The organism is Cytobacillus sp. FSL H8-0458, assembly GCF_038002165.1.
Classification (GTDB): Bacteria; Bacillota; Bacilli; order Bacillales; family Cytobacillaceae; genus Cytobacillus.
Genome location: NZ_JBBOBR010000001.1, coordinates 3,017,362 through 3,040,513 on the forward strand (window position 1 = coordinate 3,017,362; position 23,152 = coordinate 3,040,513).

The 23,152-nt window shown below is 39.8% G+C and carries 29 protein-coding genes; 4 read left to right on the top strand and 25 right to left on the bottom strand.

Annotation, left to right across the window (positions count from 1 at the left end):
- Nucleotides 1–6 precede the first annotated feature (6 nt).
- The 16 genes from NYE23_RS14730 to NYE23_RS14805 form a co-directional block, all read right to left on the bottom strand.
- Complete coding sequence (locus NYE23_RS14730; protein ID WP_341078919.1) at nt 7–369, bottom strand: YidH family protein; 363 nt, start codon at nt 367–369, stop codon at nt 7–9.
- Nucleotides 370–466: 97 nt separating this feature from the next.
- Nucleotides 467–1,243, bottom strand: coding sequence for a sulfite exporter TauE/SafE family protein (locus NYE23_RS14735; protein ID WP_341078920.1), 777 nt, complete (start codon nt 1,241–1,243; stop codon nt 467–469).
- Nucleotides 1,244–1,307: 64 nt separating this feature from the next.
- Entirely contained in the window at nt 1,308–1,535 is a 228-nt protein-coding gene (locus NYE23_RS14740; protein ID WP_035326750.1) for a sulfurtransferase TusA family protein, read from the bottom strand.
- Between the two features lie 53 nt (nt 1,536–1,588).
- Entirely contained in the window at nt 1,589–2,710 is a 1,122-nt protein-coding gene (locus NYE23_RS14745; RefSeq protein WP_341078922.1) for an MBL fold metallo-hydrolase, read from the bottom strand.
- A gap of 45 nt (nt 2,711–2,755) precedes the next feature.
- Nucleotides 2,756–3,334 carry a sulfurtransferase TusA family protein gene (locus tag NYE23_RS14750; RefSeq protein WP_341078924.1) on the bottom strand — a complete coding sequence of 193 codons (579 nt, stop codon included), beginning with the start codon at nt 3,332–3,334 and terminating at the stop codon, nt 2,756–2,758.
- A 21-nt stretch (nt 3,335–3,355) separates the two neighbouring features.
- Nucleotides 3,356–3,832, bottom strand: coding sequence for a DsrE/DsrF/DrsH-like family protein (locus tag NYE23_RS14755; protein WP_341078926.1), 477 nt, complete (start codon nt 3,830–3,832; stop codon nt 3,356–3,358).
- A gap of 135 nt (nt 3,833–3,967) precedes the next feature.
- A complete protein-coding gene (locus NYE23_RS14760; protein ID WP_341078928.1) occupies nt 3,968–4,267 on the bottom strand; it encodes a rhodanese-like domain-containing protein in 300 nt (99 codons plus the stop codon).
- 15 nt (nt 4,268–4,282) lie between these two features.
- The gene (locus NYE23_RS14765) at nt 4,283–4,642 is read right to left on the bottom strand and encodes a rhodanese-like domain-containing protein (protein ID WP_341078929.1); all 360 of its coding nucleotides are present in this window, start codon (nt 4,640–4,642) and stop codon (nt 4,283–4,285) included.
- 97 nt (nt 4,643–4,739) lie between these two features.
- Nucleotides 4,740–5,000: a metal-sensitive transcriptional regulator gene (locus tag NYE23_RS14770; protein WP_341078931.1), complete on the bottom strand. Its 261-nt coding sequence runs from the start codon at nt 4,998–5,000 to the stop codon at nt 4,740–4,742.
- Nucleotides 5,001–5,022: 22 nt separating this feature from the next.
- Entirely contained in the window at nt 5,023–5,367 is a 345-nt protein-coding gene (locus tag NYE23_RS14775; protein ID WP_341078933.1) for a rhodanese-like domain-containing protein, read from the bottom strand.
- A gap of 621 nt (nt 5,368–5,988) precedes the next feature.
- On the bottom strand, nt 5,989–7,401 hold the full coding sequence (locus tag NYE23_RS14780; RefSeq protein WP_341078934.1) for a SpoVR family protein: 1,413 nt from the start codon (nt 7,399–7,401) through the stop codon (nt 5,989–5,991).
- Nucleotides 7,402–7,529: 128 nt separating this feature from the next.
- Nucleotides 7,530–8,081 carry a PepSY domain-containing protein gene (locus NYE23_RS14785; RefSeq protein ID WP_341078936.1) on the bottom strand — a complete coding sequence of 184 codons (552 nt, stop codon included), beginning with the start codon at nt 8,079–8,081 and terminating at the stop codon, nt 7,530–7,532.
- A 95-nt stretch (nt 8,082–8,176) separates the two neighbouring features.
- Nucleotides 8,177–8,869, bottom strand: a complete 693-nt coding sequence (locus NYE23_RS14790; RefSeq protein ID WP_341078937.1) for a PepSY domain-containing protein — start codon at nt 8,867–8,869, stop codon at nt 8,177–8,179.
- A gap of 70 nt (nt 8,870–8,939) precedes the next feature.
- A complete protein-coding gene (locus tag NYE23_RS14795) occupies nt 8,940–10,292 on the bottom strand; it encodes a HAMP domain-containing sensor histidine kinase (protein ID WP_341078939.1) in 1,353 nt (450 codons plus the stop codon).
- Nucleotides 10,289–10,984, bottom strand: coding sequence for a response regulator transcription factor (locus NYE23_RS14800; RefSeq protein ID WP_341078941.1), 696 nt, complete (start codon nt 10,982–10,984; stop codon nt 10,289–10,291). Before NYE23_RS14800 ends, NYE23_RS14795 begins: the two co-directional genes overlap by 4 nt.
- A 112-nt stretch (nt 10,985–11,096) precedes the next feature.
- Complete coding sequence (locus NYE23_RS14805; protein WP_341078944.1) at nt 11,097–11,414, bottom strand: DUF3889 domain-containing protein; 318 nt, start codon at nt 11,412–11,414, stop codon at nt 11,097–11,099.
- Nucleotides 11,415–11,621: 207 nt separating this feature from the next.
- On the opposite strand from NYE23_RS14805, the gene NYE23_RS14810 reads away from it, so the two are divergent.
- Nucleotides 11,622–11,876, top strand: a complete 255-nt coding sequence (locus tag NYE23_RS14810) for a YhdB family protein (RefSeq protein ID WP_035326734.1) — start codon at nt 11,622–11,624, stop codon at nt 11,874–11,876.
- 59 nt (nt 11,877–11,935) lie between these two features.
- On the opposite strand, the gene NYE23_RS14815 is transcribed toward NYE23_RS14810, so the two are convergent.
- The 6 genes from NYE23_RS14815 to NYE23_RS14840 form a co-directional block, all read right to left on the bottom strand.
- Nucleotides 11,936–12,472: an NADPH-dependent FMN reductase gene (locus NYE23_RS14815; RefSeq protein ID WP_341078945.1), complete on the bottom strand. Its 537-nt coding sequence runs from the start codon at nt 12,470–12,472 to the stop codon at nt 11,936–11,938.
- Between the two features lie 143 nt (nt 12,473–12,615).
- The gene (locus tag NYE23_RS14820; RefSeq protein WP_341078947.1) at nt 12,616–13,260 is read right to left on the bottom strand and encodes a response regulator transcription factor; all 645 of its coding nucleotides are present in this window, start codon (nt 13,258–13,260) and stop codon (nt 12,616–12,618) included.
- The gene (locus NYE23_RS14825; protein ID WP_341078949.1) at nt 13,261–14,391 is read right to left on the bottom strand and encodes a GAF domain-containing sensor histidine kinase; all 1,131 of its coding nucleotides are present in this window, start codon (nt 14,389–14,391) and stop codon (nt 13,261–13,263) included.
- A gap of 163 nt (nt 14,392–14,554) precedes the next feature.
- Complete coding sequence (locus NYE23_RS14830; RefSeq protein ID WP_341078950.1) at nt 14,555–15,277, bottom strand: SDR family oxidoreductase; 723 nt, start codon at nt 15,275–15,277, stop codon at nt 14,555–14,557.
- Between the two features lie 39 nt (nt 15,278–15,316).
- Nucleotides 15,317–17,062, bottom strand: a complete 1,746-nt coding sequence (locus tag NYE23_RS14835; protein WP_341078951.1) for a phospho-sugar mutase — start codon at nt 17,060–17,062, stop codon at nt 15,317–15,319.
- A 186-nt stretch (nt 17,063–17,248) separates the two neighbouring features.
- Nucleotides 17,249–18,751, bottom strand: coding sequence for a bifunctional GNAT family N-acetyltransferase/carbon-nitrogen hydrolase family protein (locus tag NYE23_RS14840; protein WP_341080745.1), 1,503 nt, complete (start codon nt 18,749–18,751; stop codon nt 17,249–17,251).
- Nucleotides 18,752–19,139: 388 nt separating this feature from the next.
- On the opposite strand from NYE23_RS14840, the gene NYE23_RS14845 reads away from it, so the two are divergent.
- Nucleotides 19,140–19,580, top strand: coding sequence for a disulfide oxidoreductase (locus tag NYE23_RS14845; protein WP_341078952.1), 441 nt, complete (start codon nt 19,140–19,142; stop codon nt 19,578–19,580).
- Nucleotides 19,580–20,050 carry a thioredoxin family protein gene (locus NYE23_RS14850; protein ID WP_341078953.1) on the top strand — a complete coding sequence of 157 codons (471 nt, stop codon included), beginning with the start codon at nt 19,580–19,582 and terminating at the stop codon, nt 20,048–20,050. The genes NYE23_RS14845 and NYE23_RS14850 overlap by 1 nt, the downstream gene beginning before the upstream one ends.
- 31 nt (nt 20,051–20,081) lie before the next feature.
- Here the strand turns inward: NYE23_RS14850 and NYE23_RS14855 are convergent, their stop codons facing one another.
- Nucleotides 20,082–20,480, bottom strand: coding sequence for a YhcU family protein (locus tag NYE23_RS14855; RefSeq protein ID WP_341078954.1), 399 nt, complete (start codon nt 20,478–20,480; stop codon nt 20,082–20,084).
- A gap of 342 nt (nt 20,481–20,822) precedes the next feature.
- Here NYE23_RS14855 and NYE23_RS14860 point away from each other — a divergent pair, with 342 nt between their 5' ends.
- The gene (locus tag NYE23_RS14860; RefSeq protein WP_341078956.1) at nt 20,823–21,743 is read left to right on the top strand and encodes an RluA family pseudouridine synthase; all 921 of its coding nucleotides are present in this window, start codon (nt 20,823–20,825) and stop codon (nt 21,741–21,743) included.
- A 105-nt stretch (nt 21,744–21,848) separates the two neighbouring features.
- Here the strand turns inward: NYE23_RS14860 and NYE23_RS14865 are convergent, their stop codons facing one another.
- Both NYE23_RS14865 and NYE23_RS14870 read right to left on the bottom strand, forming a co-directional pair.
- Nucleotides 21,849–22,109 carry a GlsB/YeaQ/YmgE family stress response membrane protein gene (locus tag NYE23_RS14865; protein ID WP_035326710.1) on the bottom strand — a complete coding sequence of 87 codons (261 nt, stop codon included), beginning with the start codon at nt 22,107–22,109 and terminating at the stop codon, nt 21,849–21,851.
- A 202-nt stretch (nt 22,110–22,311) separates the two neighbouring features.
- Complete coding sequence (locus tag NYE23_RS14870; protein WP_341078958.1) at nt 22,312–23,139, bottom strand: aldo/keto reductase; 828 nt, start codon at nt 23,137–23,139, stop codon at nt 22,312–22,314.
- Between the last annotated feature and the right edge of the window lie 13 nt (nt 23,140–23,152).

Here is a 23,152-nt window from a genome sequence, read left to right on the forward strand (position 1 = left end):
CACCAGTTAAATCAAAATAACAAATAAATATATTAGCAATAAGATAAATATCAAAAAGATAACAGCTGTTATTAAGTATATCAGTGATCGGGATGATGAGTAGGTCTGCTGGTTAATTCTCTTTCTGACCTGAAAATAATTTAAGGTAGAGTAAACCAGGATTGTCAGGCCGGTAACCAGAGAAAATAGACTTAATGAAATGGCAATGCTGTCTGCAAACTTATTTACTCTCTGCACATTATTAAAATGCAGTGTGGAAGCAAGTACGCCTATTCCGATTACAGCGATCGATGTTCTTACCCATGCCAGGAAGGTTCTTTCATTTGCCAGATGCTGCTGTATGTATTTCGACTCTTTGGTTTCTTCCATAAAACAGCTCTCCCTTAACTGAAGTATATGATTATTTTTACCGCTTAACCACAGGTTAAACATTAAAGGGAACAGCACCCGCTGCCCCCTCCCTGAATTATAATATATCCATCCAGATCTTAATGGATGTAGCCAGAATTAGTACAGCCAAAATAATTTGGAGAATTTTTGTATTTACTTTCTTTCCTGAAGCAGCTCCTAATGGAGAAGCAATTAAGCTGGCAATTATCATAACGGCTGCAGGAGCATAGTCTACCTGTCCGGTTGCCAATTTACCAGCTGTAGATCCAATTGATGAAATAAAAGTGATTGCCAGTGATGTCGCAATCGTCATCCTTGTAGGAATCTTCAATACAACCAGCATTATAGGAACCAGTAAAAAAGCACCGGCTGCACCAACGATACCAGCCCCGATGCCGACAATCAAAGCAAAGAAGGCTGCAAGCCATTTATTGAACTTTACTTGATCCAAAGGTATATCATCCAGGCCTTTTTTCGGCACAAACATCATGATTGCAGCAATTAAAGCCAAAACACCATATACAAGATTAATGCCGCCTTCAGTCATAAACCTTGAACCGTAGCTTCCGATTAAACTTCCGGCCAGTATGGCTGAACCCATATAAATAATTAGTGTTTTATTCAGATATCCGCCTTTCCTGTAGGCCCATACACCTCCGATTGTTGCAAAAAACACCTGTACTGCACTGATTCCGGATACTTCATGAGCAGAAAAAGCAGCTAATCCAAATAACGGGGGAATGTATAAGAGCATTGGGTATTTAATGATTGAGCCGCCAATTCCTACCATGCCGGAAATATAAGACCCGATAAAACCAATTAAAAATATAACGATCAAAAAAGTAAAATCCATGTGGCCGTCTCCTCCTTTTAAGCAATAAAAGGGAGTGGAAACCCCCTTTTATCTTTTCAATAGATTAGCCTTTTTTTATCCAGAACTTTAGCACTCCGTTGTCATCCTCATGTTTTAAAAGCTCATGTCCTGTTGACTCTGTCCAGGCAGCCAAATCTTTAACTGCTCCTTTATCTGTTGTATGAACTTCAAGCACTTGCCCTGATTCGATTTCACCTATTGCTTTCTTCGTTTTTACGATGGGCATTGGACAAGCTAAACCCTTTGCATCTAGTACTTTTGCTGCGTTCATGTTCCATTCCTCCAATTTTTATTATTAGTATTTTGAATTATATTACTAAAAGATTATCTTACGGCACAGCGATTTGGACCGATTTCCATTTCACGCTGTTTTTCTTCGTCCGGGCTGATTTTACCCATATTTGTTTCGCGGATTTCCTGATAAGCATTTGGCTGAGGAGGAAGATTCTCAGAAACCAATTTTCTGAACTCCCCTTCGTCTTCAATATTTAGTCCGTGATTTTCAGCAAATAATGTGCCAAGTTTTTCGGATACGCTGCCATCTTCATTTAATTCTTCAATAATCATGAAGTGTGCAGGCAAAACAACTAATTCGCCTGATAGGTCTTTATAGCGCTTATAAAGTGTTTCTCTTAAATCTCCAGCCCAATCCCCAGCTTTACCGGCAAGGTCAGGACGTCCGATTGAATCGATGAATAGAATATCACCTGAAAGAAGGTATTGATCGTCCACTACAAAAGATGTTGAACCAATTGTATGGCCTGGTGAATAAACAGCTTGAATACTGATCTTAGTAGAACCAATCATTACTTCGTTTCCATCTTCAAGACGGCTGTATTCAAATGTTACTTCCTCTGCATCCTTAGGAGGAAGCCAGTAAGAAGCACCCGTTTTTTCAGCAATTTTGCGTCCGCCTGAAATATGATCTGCATGCAGATGTGTATCAAAGACATGCTTGATCTCTGCATTCTTTTCAGCAGCAAAATCAGTAAATACGTCTGTCATTCTTGTTGCATCGACGATTGCAGCTTCACCGTTTGAAATCACCATGTAGGACAGACAGCCTTTTCCGATGCGGACGAATTGATACATTTCTCCGCCATCCTTCAAATCGCCCACTTTAACAGGCTCAAGGTGTTCACTCCATGATTTCATCCCGCCTTTCAGGTAGGAAGCATCGCGTCCAGCTTCTTCAAGCATTTCTGCGACCATTACAGAAGAACCTTCTTTTGCACACACTACTAAAAGCTCTTTATCAGCCGGAATTTTATCAAGAATAGGTTCTACGCCATCAAGAAGATCGAAGTATGGAACATTCAAGTAATCAAAGTTTTTGCCTTCAATCTTCCAATCATTAAAGTCGGTTTCATTACGGACATCAAGTATAAATAGTTCTTCATTTTGAATAACCTTTTTTGTTACTTCTTTAGCAGTCATTGCTTTCATTGTTTATATACCCCCTAATGTATATTTTTATTTAAAAATTTTTTATTAGTTAAGCTTCGTTTCTGTTGGTCCATTCCATTCAGACATTCCCGGGACTACATTAATTACATTTGAGAAGCCTGTTTCAGCTAATACCTGGGATGCCATATCACTTCGGCTCCCTGTACGGCATACTACAAAAATCTTTTTATCCCGGTTGAGCTCGCTAATTCTCTCCTCCAATTCTCCGAAGGGGATCGAAATAGCATTGGGAATATGGCCGAATGCATATTCAGCAGGTTCCCTGACATCGAGAACAACTATATCATCATTTGAATTCATCTCTTTTAAAAGATCATCGTTAGAGGCAACAGGCTCAAAAGCTGCAGTTTGGCGCTCTTCATTTTCACCTGCTTTTCGTATATAGTGCTTAAGCACATCGCCTTCTTCCATTGTGCCAAGATATTGATGTCCCGAGCTTTTTGCCCAGGCCTGAATATCTGCTTTTGAACCTTTATCAGTTGCAAGGACCTCAAGCACTTCCCCCGGATTCAGATTACTGATTGCTTTTTTCGTTCTTACAATCGGCATTGGGCAGGCAAGCCCCTTTGCATCTAATGAAGAGTTTGTTTTTAAAGTTTCCATTTACTATTCCTCCTTATAACTTTAGATAAATAAGTTGACATTGCCGTCTTCTGCATCTGCTAGATAAGCAGCTACACCGGCAAATTCCACACCATCAATGATTTCTTCCTGTTTAAACCCAAGAAGATCGACAGTCATTTGACAGGCTACCAGCTTAACATCCTGTTCTTTTGCCATTTCAATAAGGTCGCTCACAGGCATCGTGTTGTGTTTTTTCATGATATCTTTGATCATCTTAGGACCCATTCCAGCCATATTCATTTTTGATAAGCCCATTTTTTCAGGTCCTCTTGGCATCATTTTGCCAAACATTTTTTCCATAAAAGTTTTTTTGACTTGAATTGGCTCATCTTTTCTAAGAGCATTCAGTCCCCAGAATGTGTGAAAGATGGTTACCTCATGATCGTAAGCAGCTGCACCGTTTGCAATGATATAAGCCGCCATCACCTTGTCATAATCTCCGCTGAATAGAACGATTGTTGTTTTTTTCTTTTCCAATCTTTTATCCCCCTTTACCCTATTGGGTATTTTTATAATCAAAAAAATTTATTTCAGTGTTCGAATACCATATAGGGTATATACTAGAGTATATTTGGTTTTCTGTCAATACCCTATTCTTGGTCGTTCTGCATATCAGTAATCTAATGGCCCTTCCCAATTCATCATACCGCCAAGCATGTTAATGACACTAAACCCCTGTCCTTCAAGAAAGCGTGCAGCTAATCCGCTGCGGTTGCCTGATCGGCAAACCATAACATATTCCTGATTCTTATCCAGCTCATGCATACGAAATTCAATTAATCCAAGCGGAATATGAATAGCTGAAGGTATCTTACCTTCTTTTACTTCATCTGCTTCCCGCACATCAATGATATTTAATTTCGCTTCGGCGGCAAGCTGCTGCTCTACTTCTTTGACAGTCATTGTTTTCATTTAATATTCTCCCCTTTATTTCCAGGCGCTTACTCCGCCTTTAATGTTTGTAATGTTCTTATATCCGGCTTTTTTTAGAATTTTACTTGCTTTGCTGCTTCTCATTCCGCTTTGGCAGATAACTACTACTTCCTTATCCCTTGAAAGCTGCCCCATTTTCTGTTGAAGCTGGTGAAGAGGCATATTCTTAAATCCTGGAATATGGAAGCTATTAAATTCTGCTGATGTTCTCACATCAATGTATTGCTTTGTTTTGTCCTTCATTTCATTCTTTAGCTGAGCAGTTGTCATCTGCTTAACGCCCTTTGCCGGAATAAGCTTCTGAGCCAGAAAAATAATAAGCAGGGCGATAATAATTCCATTTACAATAGTCATTGCTTACCTCCGAATTTATGTGATTTGAATTTTTTATATCATTTTATACCCTACGGGGTATATTGTAACTAAATAAAAAGAGAAAGTCAACTAACCATCATCTGCTTTTAACAAGTAAGTTGACAGCCTCTTCAATCATGATTGAACTCTCAATTCCCTTTTCAGCGTTTTCAACAATACATTGTTCAAGATTCGAACTGACAATAACTGCAATTGCTTTATCAATTGCTGATCTTGAAGCTGTTAGCTGGGTGATGACAGATTTGCAATCTTTTTCATCCTCCATCATTTTTAGTATCCCTCTAAGCTGGCCCTCCACCCTCTTGATTCGATTTTTAGTTTTTACATCATACAACACAAGCTTCACCCCTTTTATAGTTTTATTTTACACATTGGCAATCAGGCATTGAAAAACCAACTATCTTAAACCCTTTTTTTCGGAGCATCCTTATTCCCACATTTTTCTCTAATGAGCTGGATGCAACTAAATGGATTTCGTTATAAGGAATATCTTTTATATGCCTATTTATATATGGAATGGGCAGATTGATCGCTCCTGGTATTTCACAATGACAGGAAACATTATAATCCCTGACATCCAGCAGTGCTATGCCTTCCTTGGTAAGGCATTGATCCAACCGATAATAAGGGATGTCTCTAACAGGATAATACCTTTTAAATAATGAGAAACTCCCTAGCAGCAAGGTAAAAAAAATCAGAAGCATAATTCTCTCCTCTGCATAAATAATTTAATTACAATTCATATATTATACCCTATTGGGTATATAGTCAATGCTTTTTAATAGAAAAACACCCAAGCGGGTGTTTTTAATTTTTTGCATTAGCAGCAGTCGCTGTCATTGCCTATTAAGACTAGTCTTTCATTTTGCTGATCATAATCAAGAATCATACTTTCCGTATGCGGCTTGATTTCCGGGTCGATTGCCGCCTGGATTTCATTTATTGTTTCAATTATATCGTCTGCTTCCGGCTCATCCAGAGCCAGTCCTATTTGTGGGCCTCCTCAGCCAAAGCCTGCAAAGTAAACCCTAATGCCGCCAGTATTTTTCTCTTGAAGAACCTTTTTCAATAGATCCCGAGCTGAATCTGTAATTTTCAAGATCATCATCCTTTCCTCAGTTTATCAATGGATGTGAAACAAATATCAGTAACTGGGAGTCATCAAACTACCTTTACAATACCCCCGCCTGTACACGTTAATATTACTGCAATACTCTTTAAAAAGGAAAGTATTTAGTTTTATCCTGCCCATTTTTTAAAAACCTCTCTGCAGCCCTACCCAAAAAAAAAGACAAACCACAACATATGTGGTTTGTCGGTTATTTTTATAAATATTTTCTGTGAATGCTCTTCCCATCGTAAGTGAAAAGCATGTTCTTGCCTTCAACAATGGTTTCCATATGGACACCTCTGCCCCAAAGCTGGTGTACATATGGGAGTACTTTTTCAAGATATTTAAGATCAAGCTCCACACCTTCAAACCAGTGCTTTAAGTATAGTTCACCATTCTTCATATAATCGCCGTCATTCACCGTCAAATATGGAAATCCTCCATTTACACGCATGCTGACAAGCTGATCGCGCACATGCTCCCACTGTTTATCCACAATTTTATAATCCTTGCCTTGTTTTTGGAACAGATACATATCCTCTCTCATGACAAGGTCTTTTGTTAAGTAATTTCTTAAAAAAGATATATCTGACTCGATTTCACGAACCTCAAACATTTTTTCTCGTCCGGAATTTGGCACTGCACCTCGCCTCTTCATTTCCTCAGTCGGATTGTTATATCGCTCTTCAATATCTTCAAAAATTTTCAGTCCCAGATAATATGGATTGATTCCGGTTTTGGACGGCTGCACTACCCCTGCATTTAATTTTGCAAATTCCAGCGCTTCGGCAGATGTCAAATCCATTTCCCTCAAAATACGCTGATGCCAATAGGATGCCCAGCCTTCGTTCATAATTTTAGTTTCCAGCTGAGGCCAAAAATAGAGCATTTCTTCCCGCATCATCGTTAATATATCCCGCTGCCAGTCGGTTAGCTCCCTGCTGTAGCTCTCAATAAACAGCAGTAAATCTTTTTCGGGTTTTGGAGGGAATTTCTTTTTCTTCTTCTTTGGCTCAAGCTTCTTGTTTCTTTCATCTAAATCCCATAAATCATCATAAGGGCTGGCCGCTGCCGTATCACCGCTGCTTTCATACTCATCATCCGTACTCCAGGCTAGCTTCGGCCTCATAAGAGACGGATCAATATGCTCCTCAATTGCCAGCACGGCATCAAGGAAAGTTTCCACTTCCTTCTTCCCAAACTCAATTTCATACTGCCTTATTCTTTCAGCAGTGGCAGCCATGCTCTCTACCATGTCCCTCTTTGTGTTTTGAAAACGGACATTATTTTTAAAGAAATCACAATGTGCTAAAACATGCGCCACAATTAATTTGTTTTGGATAAGGGTATTGGAATCCAGCAGAAATGCATAGCAAGGATCCGAGTTAATTACGAGCTCATAAATTTTTGATAATCCTAAATCATAATGCAGCTTCATTTTATGAAACTGTTTTCCAAAGCTCCAATGCGAAAACCTGGTCGGCATGCCATAAGCGCCGAATGTATAAATGATTTCGGCTGGGCAAATTTCATACCTCATTGGGTAATAGTCCAAGCCAAATCCATTTGCAATTTCAGTAATTTCCTGAATGGCATATTCCAATGATTTATTTTCTTCTTCCCGCATTGCCACTCCCCCTTTTAGTCCTTACCATAATCTATGAACCAACAAGAGGATTGATGAGTAGTCTCTTCATAAGCTTGTAACAAATTACAGCAAAAAGCGGAGCATTTCGCCCCGCTTTCCATATGGCATTAGTCATCCAATTCCACTTTTAATACTTTACCTGTTTCAGCGTCAATATCAACATCTGCTTCGCCTTTACTTGTTTTCAGTTCAACTTCATAAAGGATTTGTCCATCGTCTTCGTCTTTCTCAATTTCTTTCATCGTTCCATTAACTTCTTTTTCAGCTATTTCAATAGCCTTTTGTTCGGAGATTATATTTTCCCCATTTACCTCTTTTCCGGATTGATCATCGTCATCATCGTCATTTCGCTCTTTATTAATTGAAATGACTTCACCATCTAAGGCGTGAACTTTAATATCGAAATCTTCTTTCCCGTTCTCAATATCAATTTCATAATACTGTTTGCCATTTGCTCTTTCCAATTCAATGCTCTCTACCCTTCCCTCTGCTTCAGAAAGAGCAATCTTCTTCGCCTCTTCAACAGTAATCAAATCCTGCACAGCTTCTTTCTTACTTCCAGCACTTCCATTCTGATTCGTATCTGCTGCACCTGCTGCAACAGCACCACCCAGCAATAAAGCTCCTGTCAATGAAATGACTGTAAATCTTTTGTTCATAATATTTTTCCTCCTTTTTCTTTTCTACATGTTCAATATAACCGATGAAAATGAGAGAAAAAGGATAAGAAAATTAAAATTTGATGAGAAAGGGATTAATCATCCCAGGTAACCGACAACACTTCTCCTGTAATAGCATGGATCTCGACAGCTGCATCCCTGCCATCATCCTTTTCTATCTCAACAAGATAAGAAGGTCCCTTTTCTGTTTCTCCAAAGCTGATGTCATCCACTTCCCCAGGTTCATTTTTTAGAGCAATTTGGACAGCTTCCTCTTCGGTTAGATTTTTTACAGGGACCTTTGTTTCCTCAGCAGCACGGGATAAAACTTCTCCATTCAGAGCATCAACAGTAATCTTAATCTTCGCTTCTTCTTTCTGAACGATTGCCTCGAAGGCTGATTTTTCTTTATGAGTCACTTTTTTCAGGGAAAGTATTTCACCAGTTTCTTCTGCCTGAATAATTTCCTTTATTTTTTCTTCATCAAGCTGCTTCTGTTCACCATTAGAATTCTGATCTTTTTTTTCAAAAGAAAGAATTTCTCCTCCGTTTTCACTCAGCTTTATTTGATATAACCCTTCGCCTTTTTTCATTTCAATCAAATAAGTGCTGTTCACTTTTTTCAAATTCAGAATTTCTCCCTCATATCGGTCTTTAATTATTTCTCTGGCTTCACTTTCAGTAATTGATTCTGAAGCGGAGACATTTGTGAATTGCATTACAGCAAATACAAGGAGCGCAGCCAGCAGAAGACCCGAAGCTGAAATTATTATAAGTTTATGCTTCATTTCCTTACACCTCTCCACATATCTTATTTCTCTATTATCTGATAATAAAATGAGAAATTGATGAGAATGGTTAAGTTTTTTTAATTCTTATGGATGCTGCAGTTCCCAATCCTTCAGTACTTTCGAGTCTGATTTCAACCCCAAGAGCATCAGCGATTTCTTTGGCAAGGGACAGTCCCAGTCCCGACCCTCCTGTTTTTCTGTTTCTTGCCTTATCTACCCGGTAAAAACGGTCAAACACTCTTGGCAGATCCTTCTGGGGAATACCCATGCCGCGATCTTCAATCCGGATATAAACCTCACTTTCCTCTGTCCCGGCAGTAACCTTTATGACATCATCACTGTATTTCCTGGCATTATCCAGAAAAATAAACAGAAGCTGCTTTAATTTATTTTCATCCGTTTGAATAAAGGCATTTCCAGACAAACTCGATTCCAACTGTATAGTCCTTTTAAAAGCATCTCCATATGTCCGTATGATTTGGGTTAAAAAACGGTTAAGATCTATCATCTTCAAATCGAGCATCCACTGGTCATCATGCCGTGCAAGCATAAGAAGCTGTTCTGTCATTTCCTTCATTCTTAATGCCTCTGAATGAATGGCTTCTATTGATTCATTAAATAATTCAGGTTCTTTCAATCCCCTTCTCTTAAGCAAGCTTGAATAACTCTCAATAACAGTTAATGGGGTTTTTAATTCGTGGGAAGCATTTGAAATAAAAAGTTTTTGCTTTTCATAATTGGATTCAAGAAGATCTATCATATGGTTGAAGGTTTCACCCATTTGATGCAGCTCATCCTGGGATTTCCCCTCCAGTTCAAGACGCTTGAATTGGCCGCTTTTTCTAATTTCCTTCATGGTGGCTGTCATTGTCGCAACAGGCCTTGTAATAAACTTACTAAGGATCGCGCTGGAAATTAGAACCGGAATCATTGCCAGGACTGTGACAATCCCCAGAACGAAGCGCAGAGTCCTTAATATTTTTTCTGCATTTTCCAGGCTTCTGGTCAGCTGAAAGCTTCCTATTTCACCATCTGGAAGGATCAAAGGTGCAGTTGCAAACATATAGACCCTATTATTACGTTCCATTGTTTTTATCACTTCGCTGCTGATGTACTCTGAAGGGATCTCACTGAGCGCCTTTTCATCCGAGGATGTGGAGGTTACCGCCTTTTTATCTGGCTGAACCAGTCTTACCATTCCACTTGAAGGAACAAGTGCCCTAAGCAGTTCAGCTTCCGGAACATTCCCGATTGAACTTTGCGCAATCTTTATCATATTAGCTATTTCATTTGAAATGGATGCCTGCTCATTTTCATATATTAATTTGCTGAATACAGCATACACAGCAATATTCATGATAATCAGCAGTACTGCAAAGAGAACGGTTGTATACAAATAAATTTTCTTCCTAAGATTCATTTCGTCTCCTTTAGTACATACCCTACTCCGCGGATTGTATGGATAAGAGAAGGCATCTCAGGCAAGTCTATTTTCTTGCGCAAATATCTGATATAGACATCAACAACATTTGTGTCCCCCAAAAAGTCATATCCCCAGACGGCCTCCAAAATCTGTTCCCTGTTCAGGACCTGTCTTTTATTTGTCATTAAATAAACCAGTAAATCAAATTCTCTGGGCGTCAGTTCTATGAATTGATCTCCCCGGCTGACTTCCCTTGTTTTTTCATTGAGCTTTAAGTCTGACACTTCAAGAAAGTCAATAACCGGAGTTTCTTGAGCAGTCACTGTTTTAACCCTTAGTGCCGCCCGAATCCTCGCAAGCAGTTCCTCAATCTGAAAAGGTTTTGTTATGTAATCGTTCGCCCCCAGATCTAAACCAGATACTTTATCTTCCACTGAACTTTTAGCCGTCAGCAGCAAAATGGGGGTCTGTTTATCCTTGCTGCGAATTCTTCGCAGAATTTCAATTCCGCTCAATCCTGGAAGCATGATATCCAGAATGATTAGGTCCCAGTTTCCAGTCCGGTATAACTCCATTGCCTGAAAACCATCCATTGCTTTTGTTACTTGATAGCCTTCGAATTCAAGTTCAATTTCCAGAAGCCTGGCGATTTTAGCTTCGTCCTCCGCAACAAGAATTGATTCCCTCAAAAAACTCACTCCCCATATTTGACTGTGTTATTCATAATCCAAGATTATCAGAAAGATATGTTTTTATCATTATTTTGAATAAAGAGACAATGAAAAAAGCCCCCGAAGGAGCTTACTGAGTTTTTCTTTCTACAGTGAGGCTAACCGCTTTGTTATCTTTAAGGTTATGTGTGACCATCACCAGTACGGTTACTGGATTCCCGTCTTCTTTTACGGTAAAAGTAAAGGTATCTGTTACATCTGTTTCAGTAACTTTCTTTCTTCCTCCATACTGATAATCCACCACTTCTTCCCCAGGGTAATCTTCTTTTACAACTGCGATGGCAATTCTTCCATATTTTTCATAATCCGGTTTTTGTACAGCTCCTGCCAATGAACTTCCCCCGGCTAATAAACAAATCAGCATAAAGATGGATAAATACTTTTTCATTTAGACCTCCAAAGCATGTGTCGTTAATTCTATTTTTGACCCAGGCTTCGATTTTATGTATGGAATTGTCTTATAAATGAATGTGGCCAATATATACAGGAAAATGATGAAAACCCTTGTATATCAACAAGTCCAAGATTTACTTTGAAATAAAACGCCGCATCATCATAAACTATAATCAACTCCTGGAAGAGGAGGAGAGGACAAATGAATAAAGTGGATTATGACCGTGCGTTATATTATACACACCGGTCTGAATGGGATAACCTGCTGATCCTGATGGTCAGGACAGAAGATCAGTTTCTTTCGAAGAAAATTGAACATTTTCTTCATGCCTACAATTTCGAAAAAGATTATTCTGTCATTGAGAAACATTTATACTCACTGCTTAGATATATTGACCATGCCAATGAATTATCAGAAAAACAGCTGCCAAACACTGTATTTTATGAACTAACCTAACAAAAGAATTCCACCAATAATAAAACACGGATTTTTGGTCCGTGTTTTTGTTTTTATTATTATTTTAATTCCTGCTTTATTTGACAATATGACTTCATATATGCCTGAAGTTCATTCATTAAATCCTCTACCAATTTGGCTGGTTCCTCAAAAAGGCCATCATTTTCATAATCAAAACAATGCGGGTCCAGGACAAGCTGTTTAGGTATAACATTGGCATATACGCCTCTGCCGGCAATTCTTAAATTATTCAGTGCATTGATGCCGCCTTTTCCGCCTCCAGCCACAACCAGCAGGCCGACTGGCTTATGGGCAAATTGCTCACTTCCCAGAAAATCCAGCGCATTCTTTAATGCTCCGCTCATGGCACTGTGGTACTCAGGGGATGCCAGAATGACTCCATCAGAGTCTGCAATCATTTGTCGCAGCTTTTTAACGGCAGGCAGCCCATATTGATCTTCTGTTCCATTATATAAAGGAATTTCTCCAAGGCTTAAGTCGATCAGTTCAGCATTATATTTTCTTGCAATATAACGGGAGGCTATTCCCGTTCGTCCCTTCATTCGCGGACTTCCATTAATAATTGTAAGCTTCATTTTAAACTCTCCTTTAAGATCCTATATTCTTTAGTATATAGAAATATTCGCTTTTACACATCGTCAGGATGGCTGAGTTTTATAAAGCTTGTTTTGGTACTAATTCAGTAAATATCTTCTCAGACTTTTGGATGAGTTTTTTATTATGACTCTGCAATACCATGACGCACTGCATAAAGTGCTGCCTGTGTCCTGTCTGCGAGCTCTAATTTGGACAGCAGGTTGGAAACATGGGTTTTGACAGTCTTTTCTGTTATAAAAAGAGATGAAGCAATTTCTTTATTGCTTTTTCCTTTTGCAATCTCCCTCAGAACCTCGAGCTCTCTCTTTGTCAGCTCTTCAAGCGGCTGTCTTTCTGTACTGTTTTTATTCGTTAAATGTGTGAGCAATTGGGAGGTAGCTTTTGGATGAAGCTGATTCTCTCCTTTCATCAGCTGGATAATTGCCTGAACAAGGATATCCGGCTCAATATCCTTCAGCTGATATCCTGATGCGCCCGCCTCAATTGCGGGTATCACATGATCCTGGTCTGAAAAGCTTGTGAGTATCATGATTTTTACAGCAGGATAATTCAGTTTAATCTGCCGTGTGGCTTCGATTCCATTCATTACAGGCATATCCAGGTCCATTAATACAACATCAGGCTGGGTTGCCTGCATCATCTCAACAGCTTCAAGGCCGTTTTTTGCCTCTCCGATAATTTCGATTTCCGGCTGAGTTTTAAGAAAAAATACAAGTCCTCTTCTTACAACATGATGATCATCCGCAATTAAAACCTTGATGGCCATTTATTTGCCTCCCTTTTCCAAAGGAATGGTAATTTCAATATTCGTTCCTTTGTTTGGCTCTGTTATTAATTTGAATAAACCATTCAGCGCTTCCGTTCTTTTCTTCATGCTTTTGAGGCCAAGAGAAGGGATATCGTTTTCGCGATAATGAAACCCTCTGCCGCAATCGGAAATCGTCATGGTAACTGTCCTTTCATCCACAGTCAGCACTACATCAGCTGTTGATTCACCAGAGTGTTTTTTGCAATTAGCCAGGGCTTCCTGACCAATTCTCCAAAGTGTTTCTTCGACTTTCCCCGGAAGACAGATTACACCCTTTACTTTTGAGTTTAGCTTCAGGCCAAGCATTTGACTGTAAGTCTGCATAGCACATATAATTCCATTTTCCAGTCCGCGCGGTTTGAGCTGCCAGATAAGCGCTCTCATCTCGCTTAAGGCTTCCTGTGCGAGATCCTGCATGTAGGAAAAGGTCTCTTTCATTTCCGGGTTATCAGTCATTTCCGCTCCACCTCTCGCCGTTAAGCTTAAAGAGAACAAAAGCTGGTTAACAGAATCATGCAGGTCCCTTGCCAGCCTGTTTCTTTCCGCAGCAAGAGCCGTCTCCTGCTCCAGCTGTGTCAGCTTGATTCGTTTTATGGCCGTTCCGATTTGGAAAGCAACTGATTCCAGCAAAGCCAATTCTTCCGGTGAAAAATGAGTTTTAGCAGGTGAACCTATATTAAGAACCCCAAACTTTTCCTCTCCTGCTCTCAGCGGTACGGAGGCATGATGGGTTAGCCCGTTGGTATCATTTCTTTGCTCGGCAATTGCATCTTCTATTCTTTTGCATTCAATTATATTTGAAGCTTTGTTTAGTCTGCCGTCATTATAGCGGTCAATGCACCAGCAATCTCCCTTGCACATCGGCCTGCAGTTATCCGCGGAAAGGGCAGGGGGCAGTTTCTCTTCTGCTGCCAGGCGGAACTCCCCATGGCTATCGATCAGAAATACCCATCCCGTTTCCAGACCAGTGATGTGAAGCAATTTTTGCAGCACCTCTTTAAGAAGCGAATCTATTTCTGTTCCTTCATTCAATAGCTCTGCTATTTCTTTTAATATTCCGATTTCTGATTGTCTTTTTTTCCCCAACACCCGGATCCCCCCTTGGACCTTGTCATATATGTACCTATATTATATAACTTTTTTTCCCTAACTTCCTTGGCATTTGGGAGGAAGCAGCCTGCGACTAAAGTTGCAGACAGGAAAATCACCCTCATAAAAAACACCGAAGAGCAATCCTCTTCGGTGCAGAATTTTATGCTATTGGATAGTTTTGAACAAATGGATGAAGAACGATTTCGTCTATCATCATGTGTTTCGGTGCTGATGCCATGTAAACAACAGCATTTGCGATATCTTCGACCTTCAGCCAATCTCTTTTCTCTTCAAGTCCCTGCTTGGATTCTGCAAAAAATGTATCAACCATTCCAGGATTTATGGTTCCGACACGGATACCGTATTCTCTGACTTCCTGAGCTAAAGATCCCGAAAAGCCTTGAACCGCATATTTTGTTGCCGTATAGGCTGATCCATTAGGAATGGTATACCTGGCTACATCTGAAGAAATGGTAATGATTGTACCTGATTTTCGCTCTTTCATATACGGCAGTACTGCCCTGCTTCCGAGAAAAACTCCCTGTACATTTACTTCAAAGACCTTTTTCCACTCATCCAGTGTCGTTTCATCAACCTGTTTAAAAAATCCCATACCTGCATTGTTCACGAGAAGGTCAACCTGTTTGTATGTTTGAAGAGTCTTTTCAACTGCAGCCTTTACTTGTGCTTCATCTGAAATATCTGCCTGAATAGGCAGTACATCTGTAAATCCCAACCTATTGAGGTCTTCTGCCGATTGATGTATTTCCTCTGAGCTTCCAATCAGGGTTAACTTCATGCCCTGCTGAGCCAGCTTAACAGCGATTTCCTTGCCAATTCCTCTGGATGCACCTGTTACAATTGCCGTTTGTCCCTTTAACATCATATCTTCCTTTCTGTTAACACTTCTGGGTGTGGTAATTTATTTTGACACTGAAATTCCCATTCTTTCTTGGACGATGTCCATAAATGCTTTTTGAACGGATTCCAGTTTTTCCTTGCTGCTGGCTAATGAAGAGTCATTGATTCCAAAGTAAAATTTAATTTTCGGTTCTGTACCTGATGGCCTTAGGCAAATCCAATTCCCTTCTTCGAAGAAATATTTAATAACATTGGACTTAGGCAGGCCGATATTCTTCTCTGTTCCATCTGCTTCTGTTCTGATTCCTGTTAAGTAATCTTCAACAGCCTGGACTTTCAGCCCGTCAAGTTCCTTTATTGGATTAGCGCGGAAAGATGCCAGTGTCTGCTGGATTTTTTCAGCTCCTTCAATTCCTTTGAGAGTCATTGATTTTAATCCTTCAAGGAAATAGCCAAACTTTTCAAATAAGCTTAGCAGTGCCTCATAAAGGGACATGCCTTTCTTTTTATAGTATGCAGCCATTTCCGTCGCAAGCAGAGCTGCCTGGATAGCATCCTTGTCCCTTGCAAAGTCGCCGATAAGATATCCATAGCTTTCCTCATAACCGAACAGGAAGCTGTATTCACCCGACTCTTCATATTCTTTGATTTTTTCTGCAATGAATTTGAAGCCAGTTAAAACATCAACGGTTTTTACTCCAAATGAAGAGGCAACCCTGCGGCCAAATTCAGATGTAACGATCGTTTTTAACATGATGCCATTGTTAGGCAGTGTCTTCTTTTCCTTCTTCTGAGAAAGTATGTAGTGAAGCAGCAGCGCACCTGTCTGATTTCCTGTCAGAAGAACATATTCACCTTCTTTGTTCCTGGCAGCGATGCCAAGACGATCTGCGTCCGGGTCTGTAGCAATTAACAGGTCTGCATTAGTTTCTCTTCCATCCCTCATTGCAAGCTCAAAAGCATCTTTTTCCTCTGGATTAGGACTCTTTACTGTTGAAAATTCAGGATCCGGGAGCTCCTGTTCCTTCACCACATGCACATTTACATAGCCCAGCGCTGACAAAGCCTCTCTCAAAGGCTTGTTGGCCGTACCGTGAAGCGGCGTAAAAACTACGCGAACATCCGCTTCATTTGCGGCACCCGGATTTTCGGAAATGGTAAGGAGCTGCTTCTGATAAGCCTGATCAACTGTTTTGCTAATCATGGTAATGAGCCCCTTCTCCTTTAACACATCTTCATCCATTACTTCTATCAGCAATTCGTTTTCTAATTCATTTACCTTGCTTATAACAATATCAGCTTCGGCAGGAGTCAGCTGAGCGCCGTCCGATCCATACACCTTATAGCCATTGTATTCCGGAGGGTTATGGCTGGCTGTAATGACTATCCCTGCATACGCATGCAGGTACCTGACTGCGAATGAGAGTTCAGGCGTTGGACGGAGTTCGTCAAATACATATGCCTGAATTCCCCTGCTGGCAAGTGTTTTAGCAGCTTCCATTGCAAATTCCGGAGACATTCGGCGTGAGTCATAGGCAATTGCCACCCCTCTGTTTTTTGCATCCAATCCTTTTTCCTCTATGTATGCCGCCAATCCTGCAGATGCCTTCCGGACAGTATAGATATTCATGCGGTTTGTTCCCGGGCCAATTTCCCCGCGCATACCGCCTGTTCCGAATTCCAGTCCCTTATAAAATGCTTCTTCAAGGAGCTTTTCATTTCCCTGCAGACGTTTCAGCTGTCCTAATAATTCACTGTCCAAATTCTCATGGTTTATCCATCGTTCTGCCGCTGTTTTCCATTCCATCATATGACCTCCCAAAAAAAGCTTCTTTATATCTTTTTCGAGTCTCAGGCAGATTTTCCTTTTAAAAACATCCGAGGAATTTTGACAAATTCCATCCTGACATTATGTACGCGCTGCCAAAGGCTTTACATTATCCCTTAAATGCGTTGAGCGCCAATTGAAAGGCGCTCAAGCTGCAACTATATATTACTTCTTATATTTAATGCTGTAAATATCATGCCTGCGGTCTTTTAGCTGACGCACTGTGCCATCCTGCCTCTGGCGCCGGAGGATTTCGAGATCAACATCACCTATCAGGACCATTTCGATATTTGGATTTGTTTCCCCCACTATGCCATCCCTTGCAAACTCAAAATCGGATGGTGCAAAAATGGCAGATTGTGCATACTGAATATCCATATTCTCTGTTTGCGGAAGATTGCCGACCGTACCTGAAATAACCGTGTATATCTGATTTTCAACAGCGCGCGCCTGAGCACAATAGCGTACCCTCAAATATCCCTGGCGATCTTCGGTACAGAAAGGGGTAAATATTATTTTTGCCCCTTTATCCGTTGCAATTCTCGCCAGCTCAGGAAATTCGATGTCATAGCAAATTTGGATGGCTATCCTTCCGCAGTCCGTATCAAATACCTTTACTTCGTCCCCGCGGCTGATTCCCCACCATTTGCGCTCATTTGGCGTAATATGGAGCTTATACTGCTTTTCAATCGTTCCATCCCGCCGGAAAAGGTAAGCGATATTATAAATCTCATCATCATCTTCTTTAACAAAATGAGAGCCGCCAATTATATTGATATTATATCTGACTGCCAAATCCGTAAATAACTCGATGTATTGTTCAGTGTATTCTGTCAGCTTTCTCACCGCAAGGCTTGGTGAACGTTCCTCCAAAAAGGACATCAGCTGGGTAGTAAATAACTCGGGAAAAACGGCAAAGTCGGACCCTGAATCTGAAGCAACATCTGTAAAATATTCTACCTGATGGGCAAATTCATCGAAGGATTTTATCTGCCGCATTAAATATTGAACCACACAAATACGAACCGGGTAGCTTGTTTTATAAAATCGTTTGCTCATTGGTCTGTAGTCGACATTATTCCATTCCATCAGGGTTGCATATTTATTTGACTGCACATCATCAGGCAAATAGTTGGGATTAATCCTCATCAGGGTAAATCCATTCAGGAGCTGAAAGGATAAAACCGGGTCATAGATTTTATGGAGCGAAACTTCGTTTACATACTCTCTTGGGTTCATTTCATTTGAGTATTTATGATAGTTTGGAATACGCCCGCCTATGATGATGCTTTTTAAATTTAAAGACCTGACAAGCTCCTTCCTTTCTTCATACAGTCGATGGCCAATTTTCATCCTGCGGTAATCAGGATGGACCATTACTTCTATTCCATAAAGGTTATAGCCTTCGGGATTATGGTTCGTTATGTATCCTTTGTCTGTTACATCATCCCAGGAATGACGGTCGTCATATTCATCAAAATTTATAATAAGGCTTGAGCAGGAACCAATGATTTCCCCGTCATATTCTGCAACAAACTGGCCTTCAGGGAAAATTTCCAGATGGCTTTCAAGCTGATCCTTCTTCCAGGGAACCATGCCGGGAAAACATAGCTCCTGAAGGGCAATGATATGATCTATATCTGAATGCCGGGTATTTCTGATAATCATTTTCTTTTCAAATTTCTTTAAATCAAGCTTTGTCAATGGTGGTGCACTCCTTTTGGAAAATAATAATTATCCTGGGAGCTGTCGCGAAAGATCAGCCTCTCCAGTGATATACAGGTTCCTTTTCCCTTTTTTACTGAATTGATAACACCATCAGAATTTTCTTAGCTGAATTCCCTCTTGTTCTTATCTTGCTTCTTTTCCTTCATATATATTTCTATATAGCTGATTGAATATCTTCTTTTAATTTTCTTAATTCCCCCTGTTCCTTGTCTGATGCCATTTCAATATTACAAATGCCCTATTTCTGAATGCCCTTTGAACATGTTGATTTACAAGGGATGTCCAATAGCTTTATAATTTTAGAGTACATATTAATAAGGAGATTATTATGGAGAAAACACAAACAGACCGGCGGGAGAATTTGCTGTTTATTGCCTGGGCAGCTTCAATTCTTGCTTTGTTCGGCAGCCTTTATTTTTCGGAAATCAGGCAATATGAACCTTGTGAGCTTTGCTGGTATCAGAGGATTGTCATGTATCCCTTTGCAGTCATACTAGGATTGGCAGTGGTTAAGAAGGATTATCGCATCAGCCTATATACGATGGTGTTATCTGCTGTCGGAGCCGGCATTTCCATCTACCACTACTCCATTCAGAAGATTTCATTTATGGCTGATCATGCAGCAGCATGCGGGAGAGTTCCCTGTACGGGACAATATATTAATTGGCTGGGATTTGTTACAATTCCATTTTTAGCATTAACAGCTTTTATAATTATTTTCATTTGCAGTTATCTTGTCTGGAAGAAAACGAAGGAGGCAGCAGAATAATGAAAAAGGTCATTATATTTCTTGCTATTATCGTTGCATTATTTGCAGCAGTAGGAATCTTAACTAAAATGCAAAATGAAGAAAAAGTGTCAGAGAAAAATCCATATGGAAAGGATTCACTTCATCCTGAAACAGTCAAACAGCTTGAGGACCCGAATTATCAAAACCTGATTCTTCCCGGAGAATTGGAGAAAAAGTTAAATAACAATGAGGATGTTACCGTTTATTTTTATAGCCCGACATGCCCTCATTGCCAAAAGACTACTCCGGTGGTGGCTCCGCTTACAGAAGATATGGGGATTGATCTCGTGCAATTCAACCTGCTTGAATTTGAAGACGGCTGGGATAATTACGGAATTAAGGAAACTCCAACAATCGTTCAATACAAAGACGGCAAAGAGGTTAACAGAATTACCGGTTATCAGGAAAAAGAAGTATTTGAACAATGGTTTAATGAGAATTCAAAATAACCAGAAAACGCCTGCAGCAGCAGGCGTTTTTTCATACAAGCATTTCATTTGCGGCTTTAGCATAAACACTGAATAAATCATTCCGGGGCATTCTCTCTCCGCAAAAATGACTGTAATCAAACGGAAATGATAAACCGAATTCTTTAAGTATTTGAACATTTTTAAAGAATATCATTTCATATTTATCGCTGATTGGGCGAGATTCCAGAATAGCCATAAGCGTCTGCAGCCCTGCTATAACCTGATATGCCTCCTTTAACGTTCCGAAATATTCAAAGTGCCTTGTAGAAGTATGTAAAATCTTCTGCTGTTCAAATTCTCTTATATCATCGTCTGTGAAATAAAGAGGAAACACATTTGAATAGAATTTTCCTATTAATTCTTGAATTTTTTGTTCCTGATCAGGAGTTGATGCAAATACAACTTTCACTGATAACCCACCTTTGTAATCCTTGTAATCAGTTCGTAATATATACATAAGAATATCATATTCTGAAAGCCCTTTAGGGTGGTAATTATACCCATGGAGAAGGAATTTGCTGGTATTTATTCCTCCTGCGGAAATAGATGGAACAGGCATAATGCTAAGTAATTAGTTCCAAAGTTCTATATTAACCCCATTTTTAGCAAAATTAAAGGTGATTTTAAATATTACAATAATTTTTGGGGATTACTATTCCTTTTATCATCTGTCTTTAAAGGCTAAAATATTATTGTCATTAATTTATATGTATTAAAGGTACGATTATTCAATCAGGATAAGGAGTAATTTATGGTAAAAATACAAAGGTTTGGTGAATGGTGTGAAATAGAGGCACCTGCCCACTGGGAAGGCTATTCAATCGAATATATTGTCCGGACATTATGGGGAGCACCAAAAACACAAACACACAATATGAGAATGAAAAAACAGGTTTTAACCAATGATGAACCTGCTAATTGGACAAAATCTGTACATGCAGGAGATAAATTAAGATTTCAATTTTTTCAGGATGAAGATTCAGGCGTTATTCCCTCATATTACGAGATCGATGTTCTTTTTGAAGATGACCATATGCTTGTTTTGAATAAGCCGGCCGGCATGGACACGCATCCTAACTCACCGGATCAAACGAATACCCTCGCAAACGCTGCAGCTTTTCATATGCAAATGCAGGGGGAATATAGAGAGATAAAACATATTCATCGCCTGGACCGTGATACAACCGGTGCCATTTTGTTTGCAAAGCATGCATTAGCTGGTGCAATTCTGGATAAAGAGCTGAAAGAAAGAAGAATTAAACGAACATATTTAGCTTTAGTCCATGGCAGAATTTCAAAGAACAAAGGAACCATCAGGGAACCAATTGGGCGGGACAGGCATCATCCAACCAGAAGAAGAGTATCCCCCGGAGGCCAGCCAGCTTCAACGAACTATGAGCTAATTGAGTACTTTCCAAAACAAAGTCTTTCACTTATTAAATGCCGTTTGGATACAGGCAGAACACACCAGATCCGTGTTCATCTAAGCCATATCGGTCATCCTCTTGCAGGGGATACTTTATATGGCGGGAAACCTGCTTTTTCACGGCAGGCATTGCACGCTCTAAAGCTTGAGATTCCACACCCATTCTTAGAGGAAACTATAGTCTGTCATGCGCCTTTCCTGGATGACCCTGGGATTTTCAAGGGTATTGACCCGTATCGTTTTTAATTCAGAGAGCTGCCCTTTCTGAGGCAGCTTTAAGTTTTTGCTAAGAAGCAGAATGCTTAATGCAAAAAAAGAAGCCCCAAACGGGACTTCTTTGAACTAATTCAATTAGTCATGTGATTTACGCATAGCCTTCATGATGAAGCCTACGATGAATACAAGCACGATAGCACCAATTAAAGCAGGAATAATAGCAAAGTCAGCTACGACTGGACCCCAATCACCAAGAATTAATGAACCTAACCATGCACCAATGAAACCAGCAATGATGTTACCAATAATTCCGCCTGGAATATCTCTTCCCAAGATCATACCTGCTAACCAACCAATGATACCACCTATAATTAATGCCCATAAAAAGCTCAACATTGAAAATCACTCCTCGTTTTAATTTAATTTAGCTTTTGTTCAGATAAAGAATTTCATTCAGCTGCGCAGCTTTTGGTGATCTTATCTGCTTGTACAATTAAATTACCCAGGATTCATTATCTAAAACCAAAAATTTAAAAACTATTCTTTTGGAAAAATTTTATAAAATAAAAAAACACCCGTCAGGATGTTTTTGCAATACCTAAAAATCAAAATTATCCGGATCTGCTCCAAAGCGGTGATTATTATTTAATGCATTCATTTGTCGCATTTCATCTTCAGTTAATTCAAAATCAAATATATCTCCATTTTCCCTTAGTCTATCTATTTTCACTGATTTAGGAATGACCATTATGCCGTTTTGGAGATGCCATCTTAGAATAGTCTGGGCTGGTGATTTACCATGCCTTTCGGCAATTTCTTTTATGTCACTGTCCTCGAGCACTCTTCCCCTGGCAATTGGAGACCAGGCCTGTACTTTTATATTGTGCTCACCGCAAAATGCCCTTAATTCTTTCTGAGAAAGAAGAGGATGCAGCTCAACCTGATTGACTGCAGGCTTTTCTGAAGCATTCTCCAGAATGTCCTTTATATGATGAATTTGAAAATTGCTCACCCCTATGGCCCTTGCCTTGCCATCCTTATAAAGCTTTTCAAGCGCCCTCCAGGCTTCGAGGTATTTCTCCTTAACCGGCCAATGGATAAGGTATAAATCTAAGTAATCCAAACCCATCTTTTTCAAACTATTATCAAAGGCATTAAGGGTCTGATCATATCCCTGATCCGCATTCCATACTTTTGTCGTAATGAAAATCTCTTCTCTGGGCACCCCGCTTTCTTTTATTGCCTTTCCAACACCCTCCTCATTTTCATAAAAAGCCGCAGTATCAATCAGTCTGTATCCTAAGTTAATCGCATCTTTTACTGTGTTTTCAATCTGCAATCCCTTTTCGACTTTATATACGCCGAGCCCGAATTGAGGCATTTCAACTCCATTATGTAAGGTTAAAGTGCTGCTGATATCCTTCATATGATGGAATCAT

Bases quoted from the DNA above. Each gene is read 5' to 3' on its own strand.
- NYE23_RS14840 (WP_341080745.1), bottom strand. From the start codon at position 18,751: ATGATTATCAGAAATACCCGGCATTCAGATATAGATCATATCATTGCC.
- NYE23_RS14795 (WP_341078939.1), bottom strand. From the start codon at position 10,292: ATGAATCTTAGGAAGAAAATTTATTTGTATACAACCGTTCTCTTTGCA.
- NYE23_RS14815 (WP_341078945.1), bottom strand. From the start codon at position 12,472: ATGAAGCTTACAATTATTAATGGAAGTCCGCGAATGAAGGGACGAACG.
- NYE23_RS14730 (WP_341078919.1), bottom strand. From the start codon at position 369: ATGGAAGAAACCAAAGAGTCGAAATACATACAGCAGCATCTGGCAAAT.
- NYE23_RS14745 (WP_341078922.1), bottom strand. From the start codon at position 2,710: ATGAAAGCAATGACTGCTAAAGAAGTAACAAAAAAGGTTATTCAAAAT.
- NYE23_RS14865 (WP_035326710.1), bottom strand. From the start codon at position 22,109: ATGTTGAGCTTTTTATGGGCATTAATTATAGGTGGTATCATTGGTTGG.
- NYE23_RS14850 (WP_341078953.1), top strand. From the start codon at position 19,580: ATGAAAAAGGTCATTATATTTCTTGCTATTATCGTTGCATTATTTGCA.
- NYE23_RS14830 (WP_341078950.1), bottom strand. From the start codon at position 15,277: ATGTTAAAGGGACAAACGGCAATTGTAACAGGTGCATCCAGAGGAATT.
- NYE23_RS14845 (WP_341078952.1), top strand. From the start codon at position 19,140: ATGGAGAAAACACAAACAGACCGGCGGGAGAATTTGCTGTTTATTGCC.
- NYE23_RS14735 (WP_341078920.1), bottom strand. From the start codon at position 1,243: ATGGATTTTACTTTTTTGATCGTTATATTTTTAATTGGTTTTATCGGG.
- NYE23_RS14805 (WP_341078944.1), bottom strand. From the start codon at position 11,414: ATGAAAAAGTATTTATCCATCTTTATGCTGATTTGTTTATTAGCCGGG.
- NYE23_RS14820 (WP_341078947.1), bottom strand. From the start codon at position 13,260: ATGGCCATCAAGGTTTTAATTGCGGATGATCATCATGTTGTAAGAAGA.
- NYE23_RS14835 (WP_341078951.1), bottom strand. From the start codon at position 17,062: ATGGAATGGAAAACAGCGGCAGAACGATGGATAAACCATGAGAATTTG.
- NYE23_RS14765 (WP_341078929.1), bottom strand. From the start codon at position 4,642: ATGACTATTGTAAATGGAATTATTATCGCCCTGCTTATTATTTTTCTG.
- NYE23_RS14870 (WP_341078958.1), bottom strand. From the start codon at position 23,139: ATGAAGGATATCAGCAGCACTTTAACCTTACATAATGGAGTTGAAATG.
- NYE23_RS14860 (WP_341078956.1), top strand. From the start codon at position 20,823: ATGGTAAAAATACAAAGGTTTGGTGAATGGTGTGAAATAGAGGCACCT.
- NYE23_RS14760 (WP_341078928.1), bottom strand. From the start codon at position 4,267: ATGAAAACAATGACTGTCAAAGAAGTAGAGCAGCAGCTTGCCGCCGAA.
- NYE23_RS14740 (WP_035326750.1), bottom strand. From the start codon at position 1,535: ATGAACGCAGCAAAAGTACTAGATGCAAAGGGTTTAGCTTGTCCAATG.
- NYE23_RS14810 (WP_035326734.1), top strand. From the start codon at position 11,622: ATGAATAAAGTGGATTATGACCGTGCGTTATATTATACACACCGGTCT.
- NYE23_RS14750 (WP_341078924.1), bottom strand. From the start codon at position 3,334: ATGGAAACTTTAAAAACAAACTCTTCATTAGATGCAAAGGGGCTTGCC.
- NYE23_RS14780 (WP_341078934.1), bottom strand. From the start codon at position 7,401: ATGCGGGAAGAAGAAAATAAATCATTGGAATATGCCATTCAGGAAATT.
- NYE23_RS14790 (WP_341078937.1), bottom strand. From the start codon at position 8,869: ATGAAGCATAAACTTATAATAATTTCAGCTTCGGGTCTTCTGCTGGCT.
- NYE23_RS14785 (WP_341078936.1), bottom strand. From the start codon at position 8,081: ATGAACAAAAGATTTACAGTCATTTCATTGACAGGAGCTTTATTGCTG.
- NYE23_RS14775 (WP_341078933.1), bottom strand. From the start codon at position 5,367: ATGCTTCTGATTTTTTTTACCTTGCTGCTAGGGAGTTTCTCATTATTT.